Here is an 18,010-nt window from a genome sequence, read left to right as displayed (position 1 = left end):
ACGTCAGGGAGAATCTCCGCCATGACGCACACCGTGCTGATCGCCGAGGACGACCGGGCCATCCGCGACTCGCTCGCCCGCGCCCTGATGCTGGAGGGCTACCGGGTGCGGGTCGCCGCCGACGGCACCCAGACCCTGGCCGTCCACGCCGAACAGCGCCCGGACGTCCTGGTGCTCGACGTGATGATGCCCGAGCCGGACGGCCTGGAGGTCTGCCGCCGGCTGCGCGCGGCCGGCGACCGCACCCCGGTGCTGATGCTCACCGCCCGGGTGGAGGTCCCCGACCGGATCGCCGGCCTCGACGCCGGCGCCGACGACTACCTGGTCAAGCCCTTCGACGTGGACGAGCTCTTCGCCCGCCTGCGCGCCCTGCTGCGCCGCCACCCGCCCGAGCCCGCCGCCGAGGCGCTGACCGTCGCGGACCTGCGGGTCGAGCCGCCGGCCCGTCGGGCCTGGCGCGCCGGCCGGGAGCTCGAACTCTCCCGCACCGAGTTCGACCTGCTGGAGCTGCTCGTCCGGCACGCCGGCGCCGTCCTCGACCAGGCCACCCTGTACGAGCAGATCTGGGGCTACGACTTCGGCCCCGGTTCGAAGAACCTCGCGGTGTTCATCGGCTACCTGCGCCGCAAGCTCGACCGTCCGGGCCTCGTGCCCCTGATCCACACCGTCCGCGGCGTCGGCTACACGCTGCGCGAGCCGTGACCGGCCCCGCCCGCCGCCTCCCCCGGTTCCTGCGGTTCCCGCGGTTCCCGCACCCGGCCCGCCGCCTCCCCCGGCTGCCGCGCCCGGGCCTGCCCACCACCCTCGCGCTGGCCTTCGCCGCGATCGCCGCGCTGGTCGCGGTGCTGATCGGCGCACTCGGCTACGACGCCGCCGCGCGGCTGATCCGGGACGACGAGACCGCCGACTTCGGCGCCGCCGTCGACTCCGTCGGCCGGCAGGTCCAGCGGGAGGTCCTCTTCCCGGGCGACTTCGCCGGCCCGAGCGGCCTGAGCGCCGACCTGGTCCGCCCGATCCGGGTCACCACCCAGTCGCTCGACCCCGACGGCGCGGTGCTGCCCGGCACCGCCCGGCTCGACCTGCCGCCGAGCCCGTCCGACCACGAGCTCGCCCACGCCGACCAGCCGGGCCGCACCTCGATCGGGCTGCGCCACCAGCACCGCGAGGCCTACCGGGTCGGTGTGGTCTCGCTCGGCGGGCGGCGCGGGGCGGTCCAGATCATCCAGCAGGTCGGGCCCACCGAGAAGCTGCTGACCGCCCTGCGGACCCGCACGGTCGCCCTGGTGGCGATCGTCGCGGTGCTCGCCGGCGGGGCCGGCCGGCTGCTCGCCCGGCGGATCACGCGACGGCTGGTCCGGCTCACCGCCGCGGCCGAACTGGTCGCCACCAGTGGGCGGTTGGACGTCGCGGTGCCCGCCGCCGGAACGGACGAGGTGGGCCGGCTCGGCCGGGCCTTCGACCGGATGCTTGTCCGGCTCGCCACCGCGAAGGAGAACCAGCGCCGCTTGGTGCAGGACGCCGGGCACGAGCTGCGCACCCCGCTGACCAGCCTGCGCACCAACCTCTCGGTGCTGCCCGGCCTGGACCGGCTGCCGCCCGCCGAACGTGCCGCGCTGATGGCCGATCTGATGGAGGAGTCACGGGAGTTGGCCCAGCTGGTGGAGGAGCTGGTGGCGCTCGCGGCGGACCGCAGGGCGGACGAGCGGCCGACCGAGGTGGTGCTCGCCGACGTGGTCCGGCAGGCCGCCGCCCAGGCCCGGCGGCGCAGCGACCGGCAGATCGTGGTGGACGCGGACGGAACCGTCGTCACCGCCCGGCCGGACGCGCTGGCCCGCGCGGTGGGCAACCTGCTGGACAACGCCGCCAAGTTCGACCCCTCCGGGACCGGCCCGATCGAGGTGGTGGTGCGCGGCCCGCGGGTGGAGGTGCGCGACCGCGGCCCGGGCATCGACGAGGCCGACCTCGACCGGGTCTTCGACCGCTTCTACCGGGCCACCGCCGCTCGCAGCCTGCCCGGCTCCGGACTGGGCCTGGCCATCGTGCACGAGGTGGCCCGCTCACACGGCGGGACGGCCTTCGCCGCCAACCGGGAGGGCGGCGGCGCGGTGATCGGCTTCACCCTCGGCGGCTGACGGCGCGGACCGGCCCGGCGCGTGGCGGCGCCGGGCCCGCGGTGGAACCCGCCGTCAGACGGCGGCCAGCAGCCCCCGCCCGAGCCAGTCGGCCTCGTCCCTCACGCCCGGCAGGACGAAGAAGTACCCGCCGCCGGTCGGCGAGATGTAGTCCACCAGCGGCTCGCCGATCAGCCGGGTCTGGGTGGCCTCGAACTGCCGCACCACGTCCTGCTGGTAGCAGCAGAACACCAGGCCCATGTCCAGGTTGCCCGCCTGGTCGACGCCCCGGTCGTAGTTGAAGCCCCGGCGCAGGATGCGCGAGGTGTCGGTGTCGGCGGTGCGCGGGTTGGCCAGCCGGATGTGCGCGTCGAGCGGGATCGCCTTGCCGTCCGGGTCCTTGGCGTAGTCGGGCGCGTCGGTCTCCCGGGCGCCGTCCAGCGGCGCGCCGGTGTCGCGGCGGCGGCCGAACATCTTCTCCTGCTCGGTGAGGGTGACGCGGTCCCAGAACTCGATCAGCATCCGGATGATGCGGATCACCTGGTAGCTGCCGCCGGTCGCCCAGCCGGGTTCGCCCGTCCCGTCGGCGACCCAGACCAGCCGGTCCATCTCGCGCGCGGAGCCGGTGTCGGGGTTGACGATGCCGTCCTTGAAGCCGAGCAGGTTGCGCTGCGCGCCGTCCGGGCGGGACTGGTTCTGGAAGCCGTCGATCCGCCAGAGGATCTGCATCGCGCCCCGGGTGTGCCGGGTGATGTCGCGCAGTGCGTGCAGCACGGTGTCCTGGCGGTCGGCGCAGATCTGCAGCGAGAGGTCGCCGTGCAGTTCGGCGGCCCGGAGGTTGTCGTTCGGGAAGGTCTTCATCGGCGCGAGCCTGACCGGCTTGGCCTTGGCCAGCCCGTAGCGGTCGTCGAAGAGCGAGGCGCCGGCGCCGACCGTGACGGTCAGGTGGTCGGCGGGGACGGTCGGGCCGAGGATGCCGCTGTCCGAGGGCGGCGCGCCGACCCCGAGGTCCGGCGGGGTGCCGCCGGCGGTGAGGAAGCGGATCCGCTCGGTCAGGGTCCGGAACAGCGCTTCGAGGCCCTTGCGGTCCTGGGCGATCACCTGGCAGGAGACGAAGGCCGCGAAGCCGGGGGCCGGGGTGGTGACGCCGGCCTGGTGGGCCCCGTGGAACGGCACCGCCCCGGCCTTCTCCTGCTTGCCGTCCCCGGCGGCGGCCTGGGAGGCGCCGAGGGCGAGGCCGCCACCGGCCAGCACGGCCGCGCCGGCTCCGGCGCCGAGCGCGGCCCGGACGAAACTGCGCCGGGCCGGTCCGGCCGGGCAGCCGCCCTCCGCGGCGGCCTCGGCCGGCGCGGCGTGCGGGAAGGGGCAGGACCCGGTGGCTGCGGTGTGGTCGGTCATCAGGCGGCCTTCCGGATTTCGAGCAGGGCGGGGACGGGGGCGAGGTCTTCGAGCAGTTCGCCGGTTGCCCCGTTGAGCTGTCGGCGGGCGTCGGCGGGCAGCCGGTCGACCGGGGTCCACCCCTCGGGCCGGTGCGCGGCGGCGAGCAGGTCGCCGACCCGCTTCATGCCGGCGTTCGCCTTGACGAGCACCTGCGGGTCCCGCTCGTCGAGCAGCGGCTGGAGCAGCGTCAGCAGTTCCTGGGTGCCGGTCAGGTTGGCCTGGGCGGTGGCCAGGTTGGTGCCGCTGCCCATGTCGGTGTCGCCGGTCAGCTCGAACTGGAGGGTGTTCTCCAGGATCTCGTGGGCGCGCAGCGGCAGGTCGCCGGGGGCGAAGTCCTGCCCGGGGAAGTCGTGCGCCAGCTGGTCGACGTTCTGCGCCAGGTCGTCGGCGACGGGTGTCAGCTCCTCGGCGGACCGGCCGTGCCAGAGGCCGTACTCCAGGCGCAGGAAGCCGGTGAAGCCCGGGTCCTTCTCCTTGTCGGCGAGGCCGTCCGGGCGGCCGTCGATCTTGCCGTCGAGGTCGGCGAAGGTGCCGTACGCGGCGCCGAGGGAGGCGTACTGGAGGTGGGCGGCGAGCCAGTCGGCCTTCGCGGTGGCGAGGTCGCCGGAGCGCACGTCGGCCTGGAGCTTCCGGCTCTGCGTCACGAGCGTCGCGAGGCCCTGGCCGACGTACTCCTTGTAGCCGTCGAGCGGGGCCTTGAGGTCGCCCTCGGCGACCGGCTTGACGGCCTTGACCACGGCGGCGCCGCTGACGTGCACGGCGGCCGAGGTGACGGGCTTCCCGCCGGTGGGCACGCAGCGCCAGGCGTAGTCGCCGGAGCCGATGGTGGCGGTCAGGGCGCGGGTGGTGCCGGGGGCCAGGCCCTCGATCTCCCCGTAGACCGAGCCGGTGCCCGGGTCGACGAGGTAGACCTCGGCGACCTTGTCGCCGGTGTTGCGCATCTGGAACACCTGCTGGCCGGGCCGCGGGGCGGCGAAGCCCTTGCCGCACTCCTGCTCGGAGACGGCGACGGTGGCGGAGCCGCCCTGCTTGCCGTCGCTGATCGCGATCACGGCGCCGGCCAGCACCACCGGGACGGCGACCGCCGCGGTCGGCAGCACCCAGCGCGGCCGGCCGGCCCGCGCCGGCGGGGCCTCGGACTCCGCGTCGGCCCCGGCGGGCTTCTCCGCGACGGGCGCGGCTGCCGCGACGGGCGCGGCGGCCGGGGCACTGGTGCCGCCGCGGACGCCCTCGATGAACAGCGTCATCACGATGCCCAGGTAGGCGACGTAGCCGACGACCTGGAGCACCGTCATGGTGACGGTCAGGTTGAGCGTGCCCTGAACGAGCGTCGCGTACCAGGACGAGGCGTCCAGGTGCCCGCCCAGGTCGAAGGCGTACGAGGTGCCGCCGCCGATCAGCCCGGACTCCTGGAGGTCCCGCAGGCCGTAGCCGAGCACGCCCGCCGCGACGACGATCAGGCCGATGCCGGTGATGGTGAAGAACCGGGTGAGGTTCATCCGCAGGGCTCGCCGGTACAGGCCCCAGCAGAGCCCGGCGGAGAGCAGCAGGCCGAGGGCCGCGCCGATCAGCGGCCCGGTGGACTCGCCGGCGGTGCGCACGTTGGTCCACAGGAAGAGCGAGGTCTCCAGGCCCTCCCGGGCGACCGCGAGGAAGCTGGTGAGCACCAGCGCACCGGCGCCCATCGCCAGCGAGGCCCGGACCTTCTCCTTGATCTCGGCGGAGAGGGTGCGCGCCGAGCGTCGCATCCAGAACACCATCGCGGTGACGAAACCGACCGCGATCAGGCTGAGCACCCCGCCGAAGGCCTCCTGCGCGTGGCCGGAGAGGTTGGCGGCGGTGAAGGTGAGCACCGCGCCGAAGCTCAGGCTGAGCGCGACGGCCGCCGCGACGCCCGTCCACACCTGGGGCAGCCGGGCCTTCTGGTCCGCCCGGACCAGGGTGGCGACCAGGATCGACACGATCAGTCCGGCTTCCAGGCCCTCGCGCAGCCCGATCAGGAAGCTGGGAAACGCCTCGTCCCACATGCGGCGGGCTCCTTCCCCGGGCCCGGCCCGGGTCGTTCACCTGTTCTCGCTCCGCCGCGGTGGCGGTGGAGCGGCACAGCCGAACGCCCCGGACACCGGGTCCGGGGCGACGGCTTAGCTTAGGCAAACCTTAGAGCCGGCAAGGTCAACCGCACCCCCGCTTCGGGTAAGGATTCGGTATGAGCCCGCCCTCGCGTTGACCGGGCCCGCAGACCTCAGGGGTCGTCAGGAGTCCGCGGTCACCCCCACCACTGCTCCGGCACCGGCTCCGGCTCGGACGACTCCGGGACCGTCACCGGTTCGGCGCAGCGCACCAGCAGATCGCCCTCCTCCGTCCCGGCGACGAGGTAGCCGCACTCGCGGAGCACGACCGCGGCCGCGCCGCTCAGCGCCGCGAGCGCCTCCCGGGAGGGTGGTCCGCCCGGCTCCGCGCCCGGCGTCCAGCCGACCACCACGCCCTCGGGGTGACGGTCGATCCACAGCGGTGAGGGCCCCGGTCCGGTGTCGAACCCGGCGCGGGCCAGGGCCTCGGTGACGTCCTCGAAGAGTTCACGGTGATCCACCATTGGCGCAGCGTAGGCCCGGGACCACGCGACCCCCGGCCGCGGCGCGCGCCGAAACGGTTCAGCGGCACTCGACCGCAGCATCGGCACCCGTTGGGCCGAGCGGCGGCCAGCCGATCGGGCGTCAGGGGCCCCCGTCCGGCCCGACACGAGCGGCCGGACGGGCCGATGGACGTGCACAGTCGGCCCCCTGCCGACAGCATGACAGAGTAAGCGCTCCATCACCCTGAGCAACGGGTCCAGTGGAACACCTGGTCCGCGCGCCGGTCCGGCCGGCGGGCCCGTATCGAGAGGTCCCATGATCACAACACTTCGCCGGCCGGTGTTCCCGCCGGCGGGCCTCCAGCACGGCACGCCGAGGACGCCGGGGAGCCCGTCGTGAGAACCGACCAGCAGTCGCAGCCGGGACCGGTGACCAGCACGCGCGCCGACCCCACCAACAAGGCCGAGGCCCTGGCCGACTGGACCGACGGCCGACTGGGCATCTACTCCCTGGCCAAGTCCAATCTGCGCAAGATCTTTCCCGACCACTGGTCCTTCATGCTGGGTGAGATCGCGCTCTACACCTTCGTCATCATCATCCTCACCGGCGTCTGGCTGACCATGTTCTTCACCCCGAGCATGGGCGAGGTCGTCTACGAGGGGACGTACGTCCCGCTCAGGGGCATCGCGATGTCCGAGGCCTACTCCTCGACGCTCAGGATCAGCTTCGACGTGCGCGGCGGCCTGCTGATGCGCCAGATCCACCACTGGGCGGCCATCGTCTTCGTCGCCGCGATGCTGACGCACATGATGCGCGTCTTCTTCACCGGCGCGTTCCGCAAGCCGCGCGAGATCAACTGGGTCTTCGGCGCGCTGCTGCTGATCCTCGGCATGTTCGACGGCTTCATGGGCTACTCGCTGCCGGACGACCTGCTCTCCGGCACTGGCATCCGCTTCATGGAGGGTGCCATCCTCGCCGTCCCGATCGTCGGGTCGTACCTGCAGTTCTTCATGTTCGGCGGCGAGTTCCCGGGCACCGAGATCATCCCCCGGCTGTTCACCGTCCACGTCCTGCTGATCCCGGGCATCATGGTGGGCCTGCTCGCGGCACACCTGATCCTGGTCTTCTACCACAAGCACACCCAGTTCGCCGGGCCCGGCCGGACCAACCGGAACGTGGTCGGCATGCCGCTGCTGCCGGTCTACACGGCCAAGGCGGGCGGCTTCTTCTTCCTGGTCTTCGGCGTGGTCGCGGTGATGTCCGCGATCGCCACGGTCAACCCGATCTGGGCGTACGGGCCGTACCGTCCGGACCAGGTCTCCACCGACGCCCAGCCGGACTGGTACATGGGCTTCTCCGAGGGCCTGATCCGCGTGATGCCCGGCTGGGAGATCAGCGTCTGGGGCGGCCACACCCTCAACCTCGGGGTGTTCATCCCGCTGATGGTCTTCCCGCTCGTGCTGATGGTCGTCTGGGGCTACCCCTTCCTGGAGGCCTGGATCACCGGGGACCGGGGCGAGCACCACATCGCCGACCGGCCGCGCAACGCCCCGGTCCGCACCGCCTTCGGCGCGGCCTGGATCGGCCTCTACTTGCTCCTGCTGGCCGGCGGCGGCAACGACCTGCTGGCCACCCACTTCCAGCTCTCGATCAACGCGATCACCTACGCGGTGCGGATCGGCTTCTTCACCGTGCCGGTGGTCGTCTTCGTGATCACCAAGCGGTGGTGCCTGGGCCTCCAGCGGCGGGACAAGGAGAAGGTGCTGCACGGCCGGGAGACCGGCGTCATCAACCGGCTCCAGCACGGCGAGTTCGTCGAGATCCACGCCCCGCTGCCGCAGGGCCGGCTCTACACCCTCACCGCGCACGACCAGCCCCGGCCCTCCGAGCTGCCGCCCGAGGTGGACGAGAACGGGGTGGCCCGCAAGACCGGGCTGTGGACCCGCACCCGGGTGAAGCTCTCCCGCGGCTTCTACGGCAAGGGCAGCCAGATCACCAAGCCCACCGTCGAGGAGCACGAGGAGATCAGCAGCGGCCACGGCCACCACTGATTCCCGGGCACGACGAGGGCCCGCCGCGCCGGCAACGGTGCGGCGGGCCTCGTCGTGCCCGGGCCCGCCGACGGCGGCGGGCCCGGACCGCTCAGCCGCGCAGAACGGCCGGGACGACGGCGAACAGCGCCGCCGTCACGGTGACGGAGAGGCAGAGCGCCGCCCAGCGGGCGCAGATCCGGCGGCACTCGACGCGGTACCGGGCGGCCAGCCGGCGGCAGCGCTCGACCGCGCGGTCGACGACCTCCTCGGCGTAGCGCAACCGATCGGCGGCGTAGGCCTGTTCGAGGCTCTCCCGCTCCGCCGCCGGCAGCCACGGGAACTGCGCGGCGAACGCGCGGGCGTCCCGCTCGGCCGCCGCGACCTCCGCCTCCCAGGCCAGGAAACCCTCGATGCGGGCGAACTCCGCCCGGGAGTCCACCCGGGGGCGGGCGCCGGCGGGCCTGCCCCGGCGAGGGGTCCGCACTCTCGGCGGACGCTGTCTGCCACCCATGACCGCTCCGTACGTTGTAAGGCGGCCCGCCGGAGAAGCCTGCGGGGGACGGGCTCCTGACGGGGATCGCTCCGCGACCAGGCAACTACTATCAGCGACGAACAGCAGGTGGCGGGCGGCTCGCCACAACCCGCGCGATTCTTGCCGGACGGTGGAGCCCGCGACGAAGGGCCGGCCGGTCCACGGGGACGGACCTCCGGGTGACACGGACGGGCCCGCCCCCGGTGCGCCCGGGGGCGGGCCCGTTCCCGCCGTGCGCGGGGTGGCCGGGGAGCCGTCCGACGCGTGGGGGACAATGGACGGCATGTCCCGACGTCGTTCCGCTCCCCGCGCCGCAGCGCCGCGGCTGCTGCCCTCCTCCCCCTGCCCGTGCGGCCTCTCCGCCGGCTACGGCGACTGCTGCGGCCGGCTGCACCGGGGCCAGTCGACGGCCACCACCGCCGAGTCCCTGATGCGCTCCCGGTTCAGCGCCTTCGCCGCGCAGGACGAGGCGTACCTGCTGCGCACCTGGCACCCGGACACCCGGCCCGCGGAGGTCGACTTCGACCCGGGGCTGCGCTGGACCGCGCTGGAGGTGGTCGCCACCACCGAGGGCGGCGCGTTCCACGCGCAGGGCACGGTCGCCTTCCGGGCCCACTGGACCGAGGGCGGCGAGGAGGGCGTGCTCACCGAGAACAGCCGCTTCGTGCGGCACGAGGGCGCCTGGGTGTACCTCGACGCCCTCTCGCTCGGCTGAGCCGCCCGCCCCCGAGCCACCCGGACCGCGGCCGCCGGGTGGCCGCGGGCCGGGTGGCCCCTGCCGACAGGTGCTACAGGTAGTCGTCCAGCCGGGCCAGGGCGAAGCCCTGCGCGGTGACGTCGTTGACGACCTTGCGCAGCAGGTCCGGCATGGAGGCCTTCCAGATGTCGGTGCCCCGGAAGTGGGTCAGGATGATGTCGCCCGGATGCAGCTGCTGGTCGTCGTAGCGCCATTCCATGTGGTCCGGGAAGGCCTCCTCGTTCCACAACGGCACCGCCTCCACCCCGCAGGAGGCCGCAGCGCGCAGGGTGTCGTCGTTGTACTCGCCGTACGGCGGACGGAACAGCCGGGGGCGGACACCGATCTGCTGCTCCAGCTGGTCCTGCTGGTTGCAGATCTCCTGGCGCTGGGTCTCGTAGTCCAGCACCTTGAGGTTGCGGTGGTTGATCGTGTGGTTGTTGATCTCCACGCCCTGGGCGTGGAGGTCCCGGAAGTAGCCGTAGTTCTCGCGGGCGAGGTAGTCGGAGACGTACGTGCTGAGCGGGATGCCCAGCTCCTCGGCCATCCGGGAGAACTCCGGGTCCTTCTCGGCGCCGTCGTCGACGGTCAGGAAGACCACCTTGTCGTCGGTCGGGACCCGGTAGACGACGGGCGGGCGGCCCTCCGCGAGCGTGACGCCCTGCCCCGGGGTGAGCGCGGGCCTGGTCGCCGGGCGCGGCGGGGCCTTCAGGGGCGGGCGTTCCAGGCCCCAGCGCTGCGCGGTCTCCACCGCGGCGCGGGCGGCCACCTCCTGACGGGCCGTGGCCTCGCTGCCGCTCTGCTCCTCCTTGCGGGCCAGGCCCGGCAGCTGCGGCCGCTCCACGGGCGGGGCGCCCGCGCGGGCGGGACCCTCGGCGGCCTGTGCCGCCGCGGCACCTCCCGGAGCCGCGGCGGCTTCGGCGGCGGGCGCCGCGTTCGCGTCGGCGGCCGGGGCGGGCTTCGGTCGGGCGGGAGCGGCCGGACCGGCGCAGCCGGCGAGGACGGCGGAGAGGCAGACGGTGGCCAGCAGGCCGGTCCGTACGCCGCTCCGGCGCTGCTGATTCCCCCTCAGATCCCCACTAATACGACAACCTGATGGTCTGTTCATAGCTGCACTGCTCCCCCGCCGCGCACCACCGCCAATCCCCACGTCACCCGCGCGGGGCAACGACGCACCGGAGCCTTGCCGTTCCTTTGCCCCGGGCGGCGGCCGACCGGACGGCCGATCGGCCGGGCGACCGGGGTGGAGCGGGGCGGTCGGGCCGGGCCGCCGGGAAAACCGATTGCGGGGGCGGCGCCATGAAGTGGATCATGCGCCCATGACCAACACCGCGCCCCGCAGCTCCGGCCCCTGGACCGTCGCCACCGCCGACGTGACCGCCCCCGAGGCCCTGGACCTGCTGCGCGAGTACTACGACGACGTGGCCAACCGCTACTACCGCCTGCACTTCGACCGGGAGGGCACCCCCGAGGAGCTGGAGTCCGGCCTGGCCGGCTCCCCCAGCGACGACCTCGCCGCCCCGGACGGCCTCTTCCTGATCGGCCGTCACGACGGCGTCGCCCACTCCTGCGCCGGCCTGCGGCGGCTCGACGCCACCACCGCCGAACTCACCCGCGTCTTCGTCCGCCCCGGCCTGCGCGGCACCGGCGGCGGCGCCGAACTGCTGGCCGCCGTCGACCGGGCCGCCCGCTCCCTGGGCGCGGACCGGATCGTCCTCGACACCCGCCTCGACCTGGCCGAGGCCCGCGCGCTCTACCTGCGCAACGGGTACCGGGAGATCCCCGCCTACAGCAGCGGTCCGTACGCCGAGATCTGGTACGGGAAGGACCTCACCGCCCTTGCGCGGTAGGCGGGTTGGGCCCGGCTACCCGGCACTCGCCGGGGCGTGGGACGGCGGCCCGTCCGTCAGGGCGGCCGCGAGTTCGGCCGCCGAGGGCGGGTTGGCGCCCGGGCGGGCGACGGTCAGCGCGGCCGCCGTCACCCCGTGGGTGAGGCAGACCGCGAGGTCGGCGCCGGCCGTACGGGCGTGCAGGAAGGCGGCCATGAAGGAGTCGCCGGCACCGACGGTGTCGGCGACCGGCACCGGGAGGGCCGCGGCCTCGGCGTGTCCGCCCCCTGCGGTACGGGCGAACGCGCCCTCGGCCCCGAGGGTGACCGCGACCACGGCCGGGCCGAGGGCCAGCCAGCGCTCGGCCACCGCCTCGGGCGGCTCGCCCGGGTAGAGCCAGGCGAGGTCCTCGTCGCTGGCCTTGACCAGGTCGCTCAGCGCCACCCAGCGCTCGACCCGTCGGACGGACTCGGCCCGGTCGCCCATCAGCGCCGGGCGCACGTTCGGGTCGTAGCTGATCCACGCCCGCCCGCGCCAGCGCTCGACCAGCGCCAGCACCGAGCCCGCGCCGGGCTCGGTGACCGCCGCGATCGAGCCGAGGTGGATCGCGGCGGGCGGCTCGGCCAGTTCGGTCGGCGGGAGCGTCCAGCGGATGTCGAAGGTGTAGCGGGCCCGCCCCTGCCCGTCCAGTTCCACCACCGCCGAGGGCGTCCGGGCGACCTCGGCCGCCCGCACCCGCACACCCGCCGACTCCAGGTGCCGCCGGATCAGCAGGCCGTTGGCGTCCGGCCCCAGTTCGGTGAGCAGCACGGCCGGGCGGCCCAGCCGGGCCAGGCCGTAGGCGACGTTCGCGGGGCTGCCGCCGGGGTGCACCCGGTCCGGCGCCGCACCCGATCGGACGATGTCGGCCACGCACTCGCCGATCACCAGAACGGGTGAAGCTGGGCTGGTCACGGCGGCTCCTGGCATCCGGAACGCGGGCGTCGTCAGAGCCGCCAGCCTACGGGGTGCGGCCGGGCACGCGGTGCCGGGGCAACAGAGTACGGCCGCCGGACCTGGCCAGGTTTTCCGACGGCCGTGGATCGTCCGTCAGGGGACGATGCACTCCTCACGGTAGACCGCGTGCGGCGGCCGCGCCATCACCCTGGGCCGTCCGGGGGACCACGGTGTGTCGTCGAAGCGCACCAGTCGCTCCCGGGCCGCCGCGACGGTCCACTAGCATCCGTGGCCGGGCTCCCCGTTCCGGCGGCTCCCGCCCTCTCCCCCGCTCCCGGTCGTGAAGTGCGGTGATCACCCTTGTTCAGGCCCCGCGCCGGTCTCCTTCCCCCGCTCGTGCTCAGCGCGGTCGTGCTCTCCGCGAGCGTGCCGACGGCCGGCGCCGCCGACGGGCCGGGCGATCCGGTCTTCCCCTCGCTCGGGAACACCGGGTACCGGGCGCTCGGGTACGACCTGGCCTTCGACTACCGGGCCGCGACCAGGACGGTGGACGGCACGGCCGTGATCACCGTACGGCCGGACCGCGCCCTCGCCCGGCTGGAGCTGGACGCGCTCGGGCTGACCGTGCGCAGCGTCCGGGTCGACGGACGGCCGGCGGACTTCGCGGCCCACGACGAGAAGCTGACGGTCACCCCGGCCGGGCCGTTCCTGCCGGGCGCCGTCACCCGGCTCACCGTCGAGTACAGCGCCGATCCCCGTGCCGCGCTGCCGCACACCGGCTGGGTCCCCACCCCGGACGGCTTCGCGGTGGCCGGCCAGCCCCACAGCGCGCACACCGTCTTCCCGTGCAACGACCACCCGGGCGACAAGGCCCGGTTCACCATCGCGGTGACCGCCCCGGACGCTCTCCTCGGCGTGGCCAACGGCGAGTTGACGGCCACCGAGCGGCTGGGCGACGGCCGCACCACCCGCCGGTACGTCTCCCGCGAGCCGATGGCCACCGAACTCGTCCAGGTCTCGGTCGGCGACTACACCGTGCGCGAGCGCACCGGCCCGCACGGCCTGCCCCTGCGCGACGTCGTGCCGACCGCCCGCGCCGCCGAGCTGGAGCCCGCGCTCGCCCTCACCCCCGGCCAGCTCGTGTGGGCGGAAGCCCACCTGGGGCGGTTCCCGTTCGAGGTGTACGGGATCCTGCCGGTCAACACGGACGACCCGGCCGCGTTCGCCTTCACCGGTCTGGAGACCCAGACGCTCACCCTGTACAAGCCGAACTTCCTGCGGCAGGGGGAGCCGGCGATCGGCTCGCACATGATGCACGAGCTGGTCCACTCCTGGTTCGGCAACAGCGTCTCCCCCGCCCGATGGTCCGACCTCTGGCTCAACGAGGGCCACGCCGACTTCTACGGGCTGATGTACCGCTACGAGCGCGGGTGGCCGGACGTCTGGGGCCACACCACGCTGGTCGACCGGATGCGCTACGTCTACGGGCTGGGCGACCAGTGGCGGCACGACTCCGGGCCGGTCGCCTCCCCCACCGCCGCCGACCTCTTCGACAGCCAGCGGTACACCGGCGGCGCGCTGGTGCTGTTCGCGCTGCGGGAGAAGGTCGGGGCGGAGGCCTTCGACCGGATCGAGCGCACCTTCCTGGGCACCCACCGGTACGGGACCGCGAGCACCGAGGACTACGTGCGGACGGCCTCCGCGGTGTCCGGGCAGGACCTGCGCGGCTTCCTCCACGACTGGCTGTACGGGCTGCGGACACCGCCGATGCCGGGGCATCCGGACTGGGTGGTGGGCCCGGTCGGCCCGGCGGGGGCGGTGCCGGCGGTTCCGGCCGCGCCGGGCGCTGCGGGGGTGGCGGTTCCCGGGCCCTCGGCCTGGGACCGTGGGGCCGCAGGGGCGGGCGGGCCCGGGGTGGCGCGGGGCTCCGGAACGCTCTGACGGCGCGGCTGGGGCTGCTGGTGCACGCCCGGCGCGCCGCCGTGCGTCCGGTCGCACCGTACGCGCCCCTGACCGGCAGGGGCGGGTGGGGCCATGGTGGTTCCCACGGCCCGCCCGCCGCCCGGCAGAGTCCCGGTCGGTTCGCGGGCCGTCCAACCTTTCCGGACACCCCTGCCGCGGGCCCGCGGGTCCGGGCCGTAACCCTTCCGGCGCAGCGTCGTTGGACCGGCCATGAAGAAGCGCAGCATGCTCGCCGTTGCCTCGCTCGCCGTTGGTGTCGTGGCCTCCCTCACCGCACCGAGTGCGCACGCCAGTGCCGTGGGCGGGCAGGAGGGACTGCCCGGGCCGCTGAGCAGCGCTCCGGACGTGGTGCCCGGGCAGGTCGGTGACGCGGGTGGCGTCCTCGGGGAGGCCACCGGCTATGTGACCGGGTCGGCGAACGGCCTGGTGGCGGCCACTCCCGCGTAGTCCGGCGCCGGCGCCCACCGCACCGGACACGGTCACGGTCACGGACACGGTTCAGGACATCGGGGCTCCGAGGTCCTGGGTCCAGTAGGGGGTGCCGGCGGAGCTGGTGGCGAAGCCGACGCCGATGTCCTTGAATCCGCAGTCGAGCATGTTGGACTGGTGGATTCCGCCGTCCATCCAGCGGGCGAAGACGGCGGCCGGGGTGGTCGGGCCCCGGTCGAGGTTCTCGCCCCACTGGGACCAGCGGTAGCCGGCGGCGGTGATCCGGGCCTCGGTGCGGACGCCCTCCGGGTTGACGTGGTCGAAGAAGCCGCGGGTGGCCATGTCGTCCGCGTGCTTCTGGGCCGTGCCGTGCAGCCGGGGGTCGATCCGCAGCGGGGCGCAACCCGCCCTGGCGCGTTCGGCGTTGACCAGGTCCACCAGCTGGCGTTCCGGGTTGGGCTGCGGTGTCGCGGCGGCGGTGCGGGTCGCGGTGGGCGTCGGTGCGGACGTCGCCGTCGCCGCCGGGCTCTCCGCGGGCAGCGGGGTCGGCTCGGGGGCGACGGCAGCGGGTGCGGCGGCGGCCGTCGGCGTGTCCGGTGCCGCGGCCGGAGCGGTGGGCTCGGGTGCCGTCGGCTGCGGGGGTTCGGCCTGCGGCCAGACCAGGGCCAGGGTGGTCACCGCGACCGCCGCGGCCGCCCCGCTCGCCAGGACGGCCTTGCGGGCCGCGGTGCCGGCCCAGCCGCCGTGCCCTCCCGCATGCGCCCCGGCACCGGCGTGAGCCCCGGCCCCCGCTCCGGTGGAGGCTCCCGTTCCGGTGGCGGCCGCCGAGGAGACGACGGCGGCCGCGGTGTGCTGGAAGTGCAGCAGCACGGGCCAGTCGAGCGGGATCGGCACCAGGGCGAGGCCGGCCAGCAGTCCCTCCGCCGGGAAGAGGTCCCGGCCGAGGCCGTCGCAGTCGGCGCAGTCGCGGATGTGGCGGGCTATGCGCTTGCGCCAGACCGAGTTCGGGGTGCCGTCGAACCCCGCGGTGAGCTCGGTCAGTCCGGGGCAGCGGGGGTAGGCGCAGAGCGCGCGGACGACGATGCGGCCCGCTTCGAGCTGCTTCTTCATCCGCTGTACGCGCACGGCGGTGTGCTGCGGGCTCAGGTCGAGGGCGTCGGCGAGTTCGGCCCGGGTCAGTTCGCCGGCGGCCTCCAGCCACCAGAGGGCGAGCAGCTCCCGGTCGTCCGGGTCCAGCCAGCGGGTGGCCTCGGCCACCTCGCGGCGCTGGCCGGACAGGCCGAGGCGCAGGATGGTGAGGTCCGTGAAGTCGGCCCGGGGGTCGGCGACCTCCCAGGTCTCGTCCAGCCCGCCGACGGTCGGCTGCTGCTGGCCGGCGGCGTGCCGACGGCGCACCTGGTTCATGGTGATGGCGACCAGCCAGGACCGGAAGGACTCGGGGTCGCGGAGCCCGTCCAGGCCGTCCAGGGCGCGGATCATGGTCTCCTGCGCGACGTCGTCCACGTCGGCGTGGCCGCCGAGGGCGCGGCCGGCCACGTTGTAGACGAGCGGCAGCCAGGCCGCGACCAGCGCCTCCTGGGCCTGCCGGTCACCTGCCTGCGCCGCTAGCACCAGGGTGGTCCCGGTCCTGTTCTGCACATCAGCGTTCATGGTCCGCACTCCGTCTTGCCGTGTATCCGTCCGCCGCTGCCTCCTCGGAGACCCGTGTGGAGTGATCAGATAACAACAATGTGCACGGAATCGGAAAATCGGTCCGGACTACTCGGCCCGAGCCGGAGCCCGGACCGGACCGGAGCGGACCAGGCCGGGCCGATTCACGCCGGGGACGCGAACACCTGGGTCCACCACGGACCGTTGGCGCCCGGCCGCACGCCCACGCCGAGCTGCTTGAACGAGCAGTTGAGGATGTTGGCCCGGTGGCCGGGGCTGTTCATCCAGGAGTTCATCACGTCGGCCGGGCCCTTCTGGCCGCGGGCGATGTTCTCGCCCCAGGTGCTCCAGCTGTAGCCGGCCGCCTCGATCCGGTGGTCGGCGTGGTAACCCTCGGGGCTGGCGTGGTCGAAGTAGTTGCGGTCGGCCATGTCGTTGCTGTGCGCCTGGGCGGCGCTCGTCAGCCGGGGCTCCGCGCTGACCGGCCCGCAGCCGGCCTTGCTGCGCTCGACGTTGACCAGGTCCACGACCTGCTGGGCGTACGACGGAGCCGCGCCGCCGCCCGCCGGCGGGGCCACGGTGGGCCGCTTGGGCGGGAACGGGAAGCCGCCGGTGGCGGCCCGGGCGGCGTCCGAGGCCGCCTTGGGCGCGGAGGCCGCGGGGGTGGGCGCGGCGTTCGGGGCGGCGGTGGCCGCGGCCGCCGGGGAGGCCGGAGCGGTCGAGGTCGGCGTGAGCGAGGTGCTCGGAACGGCCGCCGGGTCGGTGGCGGTGGGGGTGGCCGGGGGAAGGACGTCCGGGTTCGTCCCGCCGGCGCCGGGCACCTGGATGCCCTCGCGCGTGCCCAGCTCCGCGGAGATCAGCATGTCGGCGGAGAGCGACTGGCCCGCCGTGTCCCGGTCGGTCTGCTTGCCGCCGTACGCCGCGTAGCCCGCGCCGGCCAGCGCGGCGAACAGCCCGGTGCCGGCCACGGCCGCGACGACCGCGGTGACCGGCACGATCCCGCCGCGCCGACGCGCCCGCCGGCCCCGCCCGGTGTGCCGCTCGGCAGCCCGCCGTGCCGCCCGGCCGCCGGAGCGGCCGCCGGCTCCACTCCCGCTGTCGCTGCCGGCGCCGCCTCCGCTCGCCGGGAGGATGGTCGTCCTGTCGTCGCTGTTCACGTGGCCACGCTTTCTGTTCCGGGTCGACTGGTCGGGTGTCGACACATGGGAGACCTCCCGGCCGGGCGCCGATAACAGAAACTCCGAACGAATGTCCGGCGGTCGGGCCGCGGCCTCAGTCGACCGGTGCCTCCGGGGCCATGTCGTAGGTGAGGAACCTGGTCCGTACGGCGACCTTGTCGTATTTTCCGCGGGCCCGGTAATTGTCCTCGGAGGTGATCCAGCGGACGGTGTTCCAGCCGCGTTCCGCCGCGATTTCCCGCAGCCGGCCCAACAGCGCGTCCACCGCGCCGCCGCCCCGGACCTCGGGCGCCACGAACAGATCGTCCAGGAAGCACCCGACGGCCCCGTGCAGAGGTCGCGCGAACGGCCGGTAGTGCGCGAGGCCGACCGGCCTACCGTCGCCGTCCCGCACCAGGAGCCCCGCCACCTCGTGCCCCGGGTCCATCAGCCAGGACCAGACCAGCTCGGCCTTCTCCTCCGGAACCGGGACCCGGTAGTAGTCGCCGTACCCACGGAACAGTTCGCGCCAGGCCGCGAAGTCACCGGCCTCGGGCGCGCCGACGCTCCAGCGGGTCGTGGGGGTGTCGCTCATCTCGGTCTCCATCACTCGGAAGGTGGT

The 18,010-nt window shown here is 74.4% G+C and carries 16 protein-coding genes; 7 read left to right on the top strand and 9 right to left on the bottom strand.

Annotated features, from left to right (window positions below):
* The first annotated feature begins 21 nt into the window (after positions 1–21).
* Both ACWGKU_RS09220 and ACWGKU_RS09215 read left to right on the top strand, forming a co-directional pair.
* Positions 22–702, top strand: coding sequence for a response regulator transcription factor (locus ACWGKU_RS09220; protein ID WP_359908776.1), 681 nt, complete (start codon positions 22–24; stop codon positions 700–702).
* Entirely contained in the window at positions 699–2,132 is a 1,434-nt protein-coding gene (locus tag ACWGKU_RS09215; RefSeq protein ID WP_452177843.1) for a HAMP domain-containing sensor histidine kinase, read from the top strand. The genes ACWGKU_RS09220 and ACWGKU_RS09215 overlap by 4 nt, the downstream gene beginning before the upstream one ends.
* A gap of 54 nt (positions 2,133–2,186) precedes the next feature.
* Here ACWGKU_RS09215 and efeB read toward each other — a convergent pair whose 3' ends face one another.
* From efeB to ACWGKU_RS09200, 3 genes are all read right to left on the bottom strand, one after another.
* Positions 2,187–3,509, bottom strand: coding sequence for an iron uptake transporter deferrochelatase/peroxidase subunit (gene efeB, locus ACWGKU_RS09210; protein ID WP_452177842.1), 1,323 nt, complete (start codon positions 3,507–3,509; stop codon positions 2,187–2,189).
* Complete coding sequence (gene efeU, locus ACWGKU_RS09205) at positions 3,509–5,578, bottom strand: iron uptake transporter permease EfeU (RefSeq protein WP_452177841.1); 2,070 nt, start codon at positions 5,576–5,578, stop codon at positions 3,509–3,511. Before efeU ends, efeB begins: the two co-directional genes overlap by 1 nt.
* Positions 5,579–5,817: 239 nt before the next feature.
* Complete coding sequence (locus ACWGKU_RS09200; protein ID WP_359908787.1) at positions 5,818–6,144, bottom strand: hypothetical protein; 327 nt, start codon at positions 6,142–6,144, stop codon at positions 5,818–5,820.
* Between the two features lie 408 nt (positions 6,145–6,552).
* Between ACWGKU_RS09200 and qcrB the strand changes: the two genes are divergently transcribed.
* Positions 6,553–8,175 (top strand): cytochrome bc1 complex cytochrome b subunit, encoded by a 1,623-nt coding sequence (qcrB, locus tag ACWGKU_RS09195; RefSeq protein WP_452177881.1) that lies wholly within the window; start codon positions 6,553–6,555, stop codon positions 8,173–8,175.
* Between the two features lie 91 nt (positions 8,176–8,266).
* Here the strand turns inward: qcrB and ACWGKU_RS09190 are convergent, their stop codons facing one another.
* The gene (locus ACWGKU_RS09190; RefSeq protein WP_452179852.1) at positions 8,267–8,641 is read right to left on the bottom strand and encodes a cytochrome C oxidase subunit I; all 375 of its coding nucleotides are present in this window, start codon (positions 8,639–8,641) and stop codon (positions 8,267–8,269) included.
* Between the two features lie 331 nt (positions 8,642–8,972).
* On the opposite strand from ACWGKU_RS09190, the gene ACWGKU_RS09185 reads away from it, so the two are divergent.
* Positions 8,973–9,404: a YchJ family protein gene (locus ACWGKU_RS09185; RefSeq protein WP_359908792.1), complete on the top strand. Its 432-nt coding sequence runs from the start codon at positions 8,973–8,975 to the stop codon at positions 9,402–9,404.
* Between the two features lie 73 nt (positions 9,405–9,477).
* Here ACWGKU_RS09185 and ACWGKU_RS09180 read toward each other — a convergent pair whose 3' ends face one another.
* Entirely contained in the window at positions 9,478–10,533 is a 1,056-nt protein-coding gene (locus ACWGKU_RS09180) for a polysaccharide deacetylase family protein (protein ID WP_401046948.1), read from the bottom strand.
* Positions 10,534–10,744: 211 nt separating this feature from the next.
* On the opposite strand from ACWGKU_RS09180, the gene ACWGKU_RS09175 reads away from it, so the two are divergent.
* Positions 10,745–11,275 (top strand): GNAT family N-acetyltransferase, encoded by a 531-nt coding sequence (locus tag ACWGKU_RS09175; protein ID WP_401046951.1) that lies wholly within the window; start codon positions 10,745–10,747, stop codon positions 11,273–11,275.
* 15 nt (positions 11,276–11,290) lie between these two features.
* Here ACWGKU_RS09175 and ACWGKU_RS09170 read toward each other — a convergent pair whose 3' ends face one another.
* A complete protein-coding gene (locus ACWGKU_RS09170; RefSeq protein WP_452179851.1) occupies positions 11,291–12,208 on the bottom strand; it encodes a carbohydrate kinase family protein in 918 nt (305 codons plus the stop codon).
* A gap of 378 nt (positions 12,209–12,586) precedes the next feature.
* Here ACWGKU_RS09170 and ACWGKU_RS09165 point away from each other — a divergent pair, with 378 nt between their 5' ends.
* Complete coding sequence (locus ACWGKU_RS09165; RefSeq protein WP_452179850.1) at positions 12,587–14,131, top strand: M1 family metallopeptidase; 1,545 nt, start codon at positions 12,587–12,589, stop codon at positions 14,129–14,131.
* A 231-nt stretch (positions 14,132–14,362) separates the two neighbouring features.
* Positions 14,363–14,599 carry a hypothetical protein gene (locus ACWGKU_RS09160; protein ID WP_380553209.1) on the top strand — a complete coding sequence of 79 codons (237 nt, stop codon included), beginning with the start codon at positions 14,363–14,365 and terminating at the stop codon, positions 14,597–14,599.
* Between the two features lie 51 nt (positions 14,600–14,650).
* Here ACWGKU_RS09160 and ACWGKU_RS09155 read toward each other — a convergent pair whose 3' ends face one another.
* From ACWGKU_RS09155 to ACWGKU_RS09145, 3 genes are all read right to left on the bottom strand, one after another.
* Positions 14,651–16,231 carry a sigma-70 family RNA polymerase sigma factor gene (locus ACWGKU_RS09155; RefSeq protein ID WP_401054081.1) on the bottom strand — a complete coding sequence of 527 codons (1,581 nt, stop codon included), beginning with the start codon at positions 16,229–16,231 and terminating at the stop codon, positions 14,651–14,653.
* Positions 16,232–16,395: 164 nt separating this feature from the next.
* The gene (locus tag ACWGKU_RS09150; protein WP_452179849.1) at positions 16,396–17,388 is read right to left on the bottom strand and encodes a CAP domain-containing protein; all 993 of its coding nucleotides are present in this window, start codon (positions 17,386–17,388) and stop codon (positions 16,396–16,398) included.
* A 115-nt stretch (positions 17,389–17,503) separates the two neighbouring features.
* A complete protein-coding gene (locus tag ACWGKU_RS09145) occupies positions 17,504–17,983 on the bottom strand; it encodes an N-acetyltransferase family protein (protein WP_452179848.1) in 480 nt (159 codons plus the stop codon).
* Between the last annotated feature and the right edge of the window lie 27 nt (positions 17,984–18,010).

Source organism: Kitasatospora sp. NPDC054768, assembly GCF_053612025.1.
Note: the sequence above shows the minus strand (reverse complement) of the source record. Positions and strands in the feature narration are given on the sequence as shown.